Genomic DNA, 9686 nt, shown 5'->3' on the forward strand with positions numbered 1-9686 from the left:
CCTCACGAGTAGCCTGGGGAGCATGTCTGTCTCCGTCGCCGTGGCGGGTGCGAGCGGCTACGCCGGTGGCGAGCTGCTGCGCCTGCTGGCCCAGCACCCGGAGCTCGAGGTCGCGACCGTCACGGCGCACTCGAACGCCGGTCAGCCGCTCCTCGCCGTCCACCCGCACCTCCGATCCCTCGCCGGTCTCTCGTTCGTCGAGACGACCGCCGCGCAGCTGCAGGGTCACGACGTGGTCTTCCTCGCGCTGCCGCACGGCCAGTCCGCGGCGATCGCTGCCGAGCTGCCCGACGACGTGCTCGTCGTCGACTGCGGCGCCGACCATCGCCTGACGAGCGAGGCCGACTGGCAGGCGTTCTACGGCGACGGCTGGGGCGGCGCCTGGCCGTACGGCATGCCCGAGCTGCCCGTCGGCGACGCGCTGCAGCGCCGCAACCTGCGCGGCGTGCGCCGCATCGCCGTGCCCGGATGCAACGTGACCGCCGTGACGCTCGCGCTCGCACCGGGCGTGCAGGCGGGGCTCGTGGATGCGACCGACGTCGTCGCCGTGCTCGCGGTCGGCCCCAGCGGCGCCGGCCGTGCGCTCAAGCCGCACCTCCTCGCATCCGAGCTGCTCGGCAACGCGCAGGCCTACGCCGTCGGCGGCACCCACCGGCACATCCCCGAGATCGAGCAGAACCTGCGCGCGGCGGGCGCCGACGAGGTGCGCATCTCGTTCACGCCCGTGCTCGTGCCGATGGCGCGGGGCATCCTCGCGACCGTCACCGCGCCGCTCACCGAGGGCACGAGCGTCGACGACGTGCTGTCGGCGTGGCACTCCGCGTACGCCGACGAGCGCTACGTGCACGTGCTGCCGCACGGCGAGACGCCGCGCGTGAGCGACGTCGTCGGGTCGAACTCGGCCGTCATGGGCGTCACGGTCGACGAGCGCGCCGGCCGCATCGTCGTCGTGTGCGCGATCGACAACCTCGGCAAGGGCACGGCGGGCGCCGCGATCCAGTCGGCGAACATCGCCCTGGGCCTCGACGAGCACCTGGGGCTCTCGACCGACGGCGTCGCCCCGTGAGCGTCACGGCGCCGCAGGGCTTCCGCGCCGCCGGCGTCGTCGCCGGCCTCAAGTCGTCGGGGGCGCGCGACGTCGCGCTCGTCGTCAACGACGGTCCGCTCGACGCCGCCGCGGCGGTCTTCACGTCGAACCGCGCCAAGGCGAACCCCATCCTCTGGAGCGAGCAGGCGATCGCCGACGGTCGCGCCCGCGCCGTCGCGCTCAACTCGGGCGGCGCGAACTGCTTCACGGGCTCGTTCGGGTTCCAGACGACCCACCAGACGGCCGAGCGCGTCGCCGGGCTCCTGGCGCTCGACGCGCAGGACGTCGTCGTGTGCTCGACGGGCCTCATCGGCGTCGGCGACGAGACGTTCCGTGCCGGCGTGCTGCAGGGGATGACGGATGCGGCCGCTGCGCTGTCGACCGAGGGCGGCGAGGACGCGGCGCACGCGATCATGACGACCGACTCGGTCGCGAAGCAGGTGCACGTCGAGCGCGACGGCTGGAGCGTCGGCGGCATGGCCAAGGGCGCGGGCATGCTCGCGCCGGGCCTCGCGACGATGCTCGTCGTGCTCACGACCGACGCCGTCGCCGACGCCGCGACGCTCGACGCCGCGCTGCGCGCCGCCACTCGCGTGACCTTCGACCGCCTCGACTCCGACGGCTGCATGTCGACGAACGACACCGTCGTGCTGCTCGCATCGGGCGCATCCGGCGTCACGCCGACCGCCGACGACCTCGCCGCCGCCGTCACGGCGGCGAGCGACGACCTCGCCGCGCGCCTGCAGGGCGACGCCGAAGGCGCGAGCCACGACATCGCGATCGAGGTCGTGGGCGCCGCGAGCGAGGACGAGGCCGTCGTCGTCGGCCGCTCCATCGCGCGCAACAACCTCTTCAAGGCCGCGATCTTCGGCAACGACCCCAACTGGGGGCGCGTGCTCGCCGCGATCGGCACGACCGACGCCGCGTTCGATCCGTACGACGTCGACGTGTCGTTCAACGGCGTGCGGGTCTGCCACGCCGGCGGCCCCGACCGTCCGCGCGAGGAGGTCGACCTCGCGCCCCGCGCCACGCGCATCCTCGTCGACCTGCGCGTCGGCGACGCCGCTGCGACGATCCGCACGAACGACCTCACGCACGACTACGTGCACGAGAACTCCGCCTACGCGAGCTGAGGCGAGCATGACGACGCACGACGACACCACCGCGCCCGCTGCCGCCAAGGCCGCGACCCTCATCGAGTCGCTGCCGTGGCTGCAGCGCTTCCGCGGCGCGACGATGGTCATCAAGTACGGCGGCAACGCCATGGTGAACGAGGACCTGCAGCGCTCGTTCGCGCAGGACGTCGTGTACCTGCACCACGTGGGCATCAAGCCCGTCGTCGTGCACGGCGGCGGCCCGCAGATCTCCGCGGAGCTCGAGCGCCACGGCATCGCGAGCGAGTTCGTCGGCGGCTACCGCGTGACGAGCGCCGAGGCGATGAAGGTCGTGCGCATGGTGCTCACGGGCGAGGTGTCGCGCACGCTCGTGTCGCTCGTCAACGAGCACGGCCCGCACGCCGCGAGCCTCTCGGGCGAGGATGCGGGACTCTTCCAGGCGGTGCGCCGCGGCGTCGTCGTCGATGGCGAGGAGTTCGACCTCGGCCACGTCGGCGACGTCGTCGCCGTCGATCCGCGTGCGGTGCAGCGTCTGCTCGACGACGACGTCATCCCCGTGGTCTCGTCGGTCGCGCCCGATCGCGACCGGCCGGGGGAGTCGCTCAACGTCAACGCCGACGCCGCCGCCGCGGCGCTCGCGATCGCGTTGGGCGCCGAGAAGCTCGTCGTGCTCACCGACGTCGCCGGGCTGTATCGCGATTGGCCCGACACGAGCTCGCTCGTCTCGTCGATCGCCGTCGCCGAGCTGCGCACGCTGCTGCCGAGCCTCGCGAGCGGCATGATCCCCAAGATGCAGGCGTGCCTCGACGCCGTCGAGGGCGGCGTCGCGAAGGCGGCGATCGTCGACGGACGCGAGCCGCACGCCGTGCTGCTCGAGATCTTCACGGACTCCGGCTCCGGCACGGAGGTCCACCCCGACCACGAAGGACACGCATGACCCGCCATCTGCTGCGCGACGACGACCTGAGCCCTGCCGAGCAGGCCGCGATCCTCGACCGCGCCGAGCGCATGAAGGCCGATCGGTTCGCCGAGCGTCCGCTCGATGGCCCGCAGACGGTCGCCGTGATCTTCGACAAGTCGTCGACGCGCACGCGCGTCTCGTTCGCGGTCGGCATCGCCGACCTCGGCGGCGTGCCCCTCGTGATCTCGACGGCGTCGAGCCAGCTCGGCGGCAAGGAGACCGCGAGCGACACCGCTCGCGTGCTCGAGCGCCAGGTCGCGGCGATCGCGTGGCGCACGTACGCGCAGTCGGGGCTGGAGGAGATGGCCGCCGGCACGACCGTGCCGGTCGTCAACGCGCTGAGCGACGACTTCCACCCGTGCCAGCTGCTCGCCGACCTGCTCACGATCCGCGAGCACAAGGGCAGCCTGCAGGGGCTCACGGTCGCCTTCGTCGGCGACGGCGGCGACAACATGGTGCACTCGTACCTGCTCGCGTGCGCGACCGCCGGCATCCACCTGCGCGTCGCGCATCCCGTCGCCTACGGTCCGCGTCGCGCGATCGTCGACGACGCCATCCGCATCGCAGCGACGACGGGCGGCTCGATCACGCTGCTGTCCGACCCTGCCGAGGCGATGGCCGACGCCGACGTCGTCGTGACCGACACGTGGGTGTCGATGGGTCGCGAGGACCAGAAGGCCGCGCGTCTCGAGGCGTTCGCGGGCTACCAGGTCACGCGCGAGCTCATGGCGAAGGCGAAGGGCGACGCGATCTTCCTGCACTGCCTGCCCGCCGACCGTGGCTTCGAGGTCGAGGCGGAGGTCATCGACGGCCCGCAGTCGGTCATCTGGGACGAGGCCGAGAACCGCCTCCACGCCCAGAAGGCGCTGCTGGCCTGGCTCCTCGAGCAGGACTGACGGTGGAAGCGCGGGTGGCGACGGAGGCACCTGCACAGCCACGATCGGCGGTCGTCGGCCCGCCGACCGCCCCCGCGGAGCAGCCGCGGCGCCCCTGGATCGTGCGCCGGCTGCGCGAGCTCGTCGGCTCCGGCGGCCGCGTCATCGGCCTCGACGTCGCCCGCGGCCTCGCGGTGCTCGGCATGTTCGCCGTGCACACGGGCGTCATCGCCTTCGAGTTCCACTGGCTCGAGCCCGACACGTGGAGCGAGCTCGCATGGGGCAACGCCTCGGCGACGTTCGCGGTGCTCGCGGGCGTCGCCGTGGCGATCATCGCCGGCCGCACGAGCATTCCCGACGGCGTGCCGCTGCTGCAGGCACGCATGCGCATCCTCGTGCGCGCCGCCCTCATCTTCGCCGTCGGCGGCGTCATCGTCTCGCTCGGCACCGAGCTCGTCGTCATCATCGAGTTCTACGCGCTGTTCTTCGCGATGAGCCTCCCGTTCCTGCGGATGCCGTGGTGGGGCCTCGCGTCGCTCGGCATCGGCTGGATCCTGGTGATGCCGCAGGTGCGCGTGCTGCTCATCGATGGCCTGCGCGACGCGCACATGGTCGACACCGCGATCGTCGAGCTCGCGCTCACGGGCTTCTATCCGGCGCTCACGTGGTTCGGCTACACGCTCGTCGGCATGGCGATCGGCCGGGCGCACATCGAGCGGTGGCGCGTGCAGCTCGTCATCCTCGGCGCGGGCGTCGTCGCGATCGCCGCCGCGAACCTCGTGCCGCTCGCGCTCGCGCCCATCGAGGACCTCCTGCTCGCCGGCTGGCGCGGCCGCGTGCAGGGCACCGATCTCGCGAGCCTGCTCGATCCCGAGGGGCACACGGGATCGACGTTCGACCTGCTCGGCTCGGCCGGCGTCGCATGCGTCGTCATCGCGCTCTGCCTGCTGACGCAGCGATGGCTGCGCTGGGTGCTGTTCCCGATCGCCGCCGTCGGGTCGATGAGCCTCACGGCGTACACGGCGCACGCGCTCGTCTTCCTGCTGGTCGACGGCTTCTCGATGGATCCGTGGTCGTGGGTGCGGCTCTCGGTCGGCGTCGTGCTCGGCTGCACCGTCTGGCGCGCGCTGCTGCCGAAGGGCCCGCTCGAATGGGCGATCTCCGCCGTCTCCCGAGCGACGAGCGACGTGTCCTCGAGGGCGCTGGCGGGCCGATAGCCTCGACGCATGGGAACGCGTGAGGGATCGCTGTGGGGTGGGCGGTTCGCCGACGGACCGAGTCCGGAGCTCGTGGCGCTGTCGCGCTCGACGCACTTCGACTGGCGTCTCGCGCAGCACGACATCCGCGGCTCGAAGGCCCACGCCACCGCGCTCGCCGCGGCCGGGCACCTCACCGACGACGAGCTGACGCGGATGCACGCCGCCCTCGACGAGCTCTCGGCGCGCGTCGCAGACGGCTCGTTCGTGGCAGCACCGTCCGACGAGGACGTGCACGGCGCGCTCGAGCGCGGCCTCATCGCCATCGCGGGCCCCGACCTCGGCGGCCGCATCCGCGCGGGCCGCAGCCGCAACGACCAGATCGCGACGCTCGTGCGCATGTGGATGCTCGAGGCATCCAACCGCGTCGAGCGCGGCGTGCGCGCCGTGATCGCGGCGCTCGTCGAGCAGGCCGAGGCGCACCCGAGCGCGGCGATGCCGGGCCGCACGCATCTGCAGCACGCGCAGCCCGTGCTGCTCTCGCACCACCTGCTCGCCCACGCCTGGCCGCTCGTGCGCGACCTCGAGCGCCTCGCCGAGTGGCGCGTGCGCGCGAGCGCCTCGCCCTACGGCGCGGGCGCTCTCGCCGGCTCGTCGCTCGGGCTCGACCCGGCGCTCGTCGCCCGTGAGCTCGGGCTCTCGGGCCCCACCGAGAACTCGCTCGACGCGACGAGCGCGCGCGACGTCGTCGCCGAGCTCGCCTTCATCGGCACCCTCGTCGCCACGAACGTGTCGCGCCTGTCGGAGGAGATCATCCTCTGGTCGACGCGCGAGTTCGGGTTCGTCCGCCTGCACGACGCGTTCTCGACGGGGTCGTCGATCATGCCGCAGAAGAAGAACCCCGACGTCGCCGAGCTCGCGCGCGGCAAGGCCGGGCGCATCCTCGGCGACCTCACGGGCCTCCTCGCGACGCTCAAGGCGCTGCCGCTCGCGTACAACCGCGACCTGCAGGAGGACAAGGAGCCCATCTTCGACATCGTCGACCAGCTCGACCTCGTGCTGCCGGCGTTCGCGGGTCTCGTCGCCACGCTGAGGTTCGACGAGGCGCGGATGCGCTCGCTCGCTCCCGAGGGCTTCGCGCTCGCGACCGACGTCGCCGAGTGGCTCGTGCGCGAGCGCGTGCCGTTCCGCGAGGCGCACGAGATCGCCGGTGCGCTCGTGCAGCACTGCGAGGAGCGCGGCATCGAGCTGCACGAGCCGAGCGACGCCGACTACGCAGCGATCGACCCGCGGCTCACGGCGGGCGTGCGCGCCGTGCTCGACGTCGACGGCGCGATCGCGAGCCGCTCGGGCGTCGGCGGCACGGCGCCGTCGGCGGTCGCGACGCAGCTCGCGACGCTGCGAGACCGGCTCGCGGCGCTCGACGCCTGACGCGTCGCCGCCCGGTCCGGCGTCGCGCTCACCGCACGAGCGTCCAGGCGGCGACGCCCCAGAGCCCTGCCACCGTGAGGCTCGCGAGCGAGCCGACGAGGAACCGCTCGCGCATGCGGGCCGCAGCGCCCTGACCGTCGCCGGCGAGCTCGCCGAACCTGCCGACCGCCTTGATCGCGACGATCGCGGCGATGATCGTCGGCTCGGCGACGGTGATCGCCAGGATCGTGGATGCGCGCTCGAGCACGCCGATCATCCAACCGCCGCGCATCGAGTTCTTCGGGGGAGCGAGGTCGGGCTGCTGCCGCGGCTCCGAGCCCGGCGCGTCGAGTCGTGACGCGGGTGGGTCGGCGAGCCGGAAGACGATCGTGACGACGCTCGCGCCGTGCGCGGTGCCGGCGGCGGCGATCGCGGCGACCGCGAGCACCTGCAGCCATGCGGGCTCGAGACGCCAGGCGATGCCGGCGGCGACGAGGCCGCCGACCACCACGAGGCCGCCGATCGAGGCGGTCGCGTGCAGCGCGATCCGCGTCCTGTCACGCATCCGCGCCCCCCGTGAGCCTCATGAGCATGCCCTCGACGGTAGCGACGCCCACCGACTCGATGCGGAGGCCCGCGGCGACGGCGCGTGCCGAGACGGCGCTCGCCGAGATGCCGAGCTCGTCGGCGACCTCGCGCTGCGTCGCGACGCGCTCGAGCAGGTCCACGACCTCCCACCCCTCCTTCGATCGGCGGTCGCGGAGCGCGACGAGCAGCCAGAGCACGGCCTCGACGTCCTCGGCACCGGGTTCGAGGGCCGCATCGTCGACTGCGACGGCGAGTCGGGTGGGCGAGGGCTTGGCGCGCTCGACCGCGCGACGCGCGGCGAAGAACGCCGGGCCCGTCGAGGCGGCGGGGTCGTCGGCGAGCGTCGCTGCGCCGACGCCGACGCCGACGCTCCAGTCGCGCGTGCGGGTGAGGTCGAGGGCGATGTGCACGGCCGCGATGGCGTCGTCGGTCACGAGCTGCAGCTCGTCGCCTGCGAAGCGGGCGATGGGGGAGCGCAGCACGCGCGCCCATCGGTCGGTGAGCGCGGCGCGCATCTGCTCGACGTCGTCGGCGTGCGTCCGCGAGCCTCGGCGGTCGATCGTGAGCACGATCCGATGCATCGTCGCCTCCAGTCCTCAGGCTTGCGTCCGGTTCCGCAAGGCTACAGGCTTGTTTCACCTCGATCAAGGGTGGAGGCTTGATCTTCAGCGCAGCGCGATGGTCCGAGACGGATACGCTGGAGCACGTGCAGACCGCGCCCATCCAGCTCGACACGTCCTTCGAGACCGTGTGGGACGAGCTCGTCTATCGCGGCTCGGTGCACGTCTCGACCGACGCGGATGCGCTGCGCACCGCGCTCGGCGGCGAGCCCATCACCTTCTACTGCGGCTTCGACCCGACGGCGCCGAGCCTGCACCTGGGCAACCTGGCGCAGCTCGTCGTGATGCGTCGTCTGCAGCTGGCGGGTCACCGGCCGCTCGGCCTCGTCGGCGGGTCCACCGGCCTGATCGGCGACCCGAAGCCCACGAGCGAGCGACAGTTGAATGCGCGCGAGACCGTGGCGGAGTGGGTCTCGTACCTCCAGGGGCAGGTGTCGCGATTCCTCGCGACCGACGGCGAGAATCCGATGCGCCTCGTGAACAACCTCGACTGGACCGCGCCGCTCTCGACCGTCGACTTCCTGCGCGAGGTCGGCAAGCACTTCCGCGTCGGCACGATGCTGAAGAAGGACGCCGTCGCCGCGCGCATGGACTCCGACGAGGGCATCTCGTACGCCGAGTTCAGCTACCAGGTGCTGCAGGGCATGGACTACCTCGAGCTCTTCCGCACGTACGGCTGCACGCTGCAGACCGGCGGCTCCGACCAGTGGGGCAACCTCACGGCCGGGACCGAGCTCATCCGGAAGGCCGAGGGTGCGCACGTGCACGCGATCGGCACGCCGCTCATCACCGAGCCCGACGGGCGCAAGTTCGGCAAGAGCGAGGGCAACGCCGTCTGGCTCGACGCGAGGCTGACGACCCCGTACGCGATGTACCAGTTCTGGCTCAACCAGGACGACGCCATCGTGGTGCAGCTGCTGAAGTCCTTCACGTTCCTGCCGAAGGCGCGCATCGACGAGCTCGAGACCGCGGTCGCCGAGGCGCCCTTCCGTCGCGAGGCGCAGAAGGTGCTCGCCGCGGAGGTCACGGCCTACGTGCACGGGGAGTCCGCGACCCAGCAGGCGATGGACGCGTCGGCGGCGCTCTTCGGCTCCGGCGACCTCGCCGCGCTCGAGGCCGACACCCTCGAGGCGGCGATCTCGTCGCTCGAGCTCGTGACCGCGACCCCCGACGCGCCGCTGCTGCAGCTCCTGCAGGAGTCGGGGCTCGTCGACTCGCTCTCCGAGGCGCGACGCGCGATCGCCCAGGGCGGGGTGTCGGTGAACAACGTGCGCATCGACGACGAGGCCGCGACGCTCGAGGGTCGTCTGCTGCACGGCAGGTTCGCCGTGCTGCGTCGAGGCAAGAAGACGCTCGCCGGCGTCGACGCCGGCTGACCGCATCCGCACCGAAGGGGCTCCGCATCGCGCGGGGCCCCTTCGTGCATCCGCGGCGTGGGACACGCACGGGTCCGCGATGCCCGGTGCCCGCGACGGATCCCGAACCTGGGAGTCCGCTGCGACACGCCCGGGATCCGGTCGATTTGGGGGAGGGACGGGTTCGCACCGTAGTGTTCTAACTCGTCACCCCAAAGGTGCCCGGCCCGGAAGCGGCCAGGACCTCAAGCGGGACGACCTCCACTCAGAGTTGGCCGGCTGGTCTTGCACTTCGCTGCTGCCGCTCGTAAGGTGGAGAGCCACTCGACGCTCGTCGCACTCCTGGCACGGTTCGCACCGGGACAGGGAGCGACACGCCGGATTTGATCCGGCCGATTCGAGATGCTACCTTCGAGAGGTTGCCATCTCGCGGAGAGTCGCGTGGCGAACAGCAGGGCCTCGATGCAATCCCGGGAGGG

Annotated in this window: 9 protein-coding genes; 7 read left to right on the top strand and 2 right to left on the bottom strand. The window is 72.5% G+C overall.

What is annotated here, in order from left to right; all coding sequences use genetic code 11:
- Positions 1-22: 22 nt before the first annotated feature.
- The 6 genes from argC to argH are packed head-to-tail and all read left to right on the top strand — an operon-like array spanning position 23 to position 6665.
- The gene (gene argC / locus FS793_RS06965; protein WP_144719682.1) at positions 23-1066 is read left to right on the top strand and encodes an N-acetyl-gamma-glutamyl-phosphate reductase; all 1044 of its coding nucleotides are present in this window, start codon (positions 23-25) and stop codon (positions 1064-1066) included.
- Positions 1063-2220, top strand: a complete 1158-nt coding sequence (gene argJ / locus FS793_RS06970; RefSeq protein WP_144719683.1) for a bifunctional glutamate N-acetyltransferase/amino-acid acetyltransferase ArgJ — start codon at positions 1063-1065, stop codon at positions 2218-2220. The genes argC and argJ overlap by 4 nt, the downstream gene beginning before the upstream one ends.
- 7 nt (positions 2221-2227) lie before the next feature.
- Positions 2228-3139, top strand: coding sequence for an acetylglutamate kinase (gene argB, locus FS793_RS06975; RefSeq protein WP_144719684.1), 912 nt, complete (start codon positions 2228-2230; stop codon positions 3137-3139).
- Complete coding sequence (argF, locus tag FS793_RS06980; protein ID WP_144719685.1) at positions 3136-4059, top strand: ornithine carbamoyltransferase; 924 nt, start codon at positions 3136-3138, stop codon at positions 4057-4059. The genes argB and argF overlap by 4 nt, the downstream gene beginning before the upstream one ends.
- 14 nt (positions 4060-4073) lie before the next feature.
- Positions 4074-5255 carry a heparan-alpha-glucosaminide N-acetyltransferase domain-containing protein gene (locus tag FS793_RS06985; RefSeq protein ID WP_144719686.1) on the top strand — a complete coding sequence of 394 codons (1182 nt, stop codon included), beginning with the start codon at positions 4074-4076 and terminating at the stop codon, positions 5253-5255.
- A gap of 9 nt (positions 5256-5264) precedes the next feature.
- Complete coding sequence (gene argH / locus FS793_RS06990; protein WP_144719687.1) at positions 5265-6665, top strand: argininosuccinate lyase; 1401 nt, start codon at positions 5265-5267, stop codon at positions 6663-6665.
- A 28-nt stretch (positions 6666-6693) separates the two neighbouring features.
- Here the strand turns inward: argH and FS793_RS06995 are convergent, their stop codons facing one another.
- Both FS793_RS06995 and FS793_RS07000 read right to left on the bottom strand, forming a co-directional pair.
- Entirely contained in the window at positions 6694-7209 is a 516-nt protein-coding gene (locus tag FS793_RS06995; RefSeq protein WP_260980057.1) for a hypothetical protein, read from the bottom strand.
- Entirely contained in the window at positions 7202-7813 is a 612-nt protein-coding gene (locus FS793_RS07000) for a hypothetical protein (RefSeq protein ID WP_186329367.1), read from the bottom strand. The genes FS793_RS06995 and FS793_RS07000 overlap by 8 nt, the downstream gene beginning before the upstream one ends.
- Positions 7814-7938: 125 nt before the next feature.
- Here FS793_RS07000 and tyrS point away from each other — a divergent pair, with 125 nt between their 5' ends.
- A complete protein-coding gene (tyrS, locus tag FS793_RS07005; RefSeq protein WP_260980058.1) occupies positions 7939-9228 on the top strand; it encodes a tyrosine--tRNA ligase in 1290 nt (429 codons plus the stop codon).
- Positions 9229-9686 lie beyond the last annotated feature (458 nt).

This window comes from Agrococcus jejuensis (assembly GCF_007679035.1).
GTDB lineage: Bacteria > Actinomycetota > Actinomycetes > Actinomycetales > Microbacteriaceae > Agrococcus > Agrococcus jejuensis_A.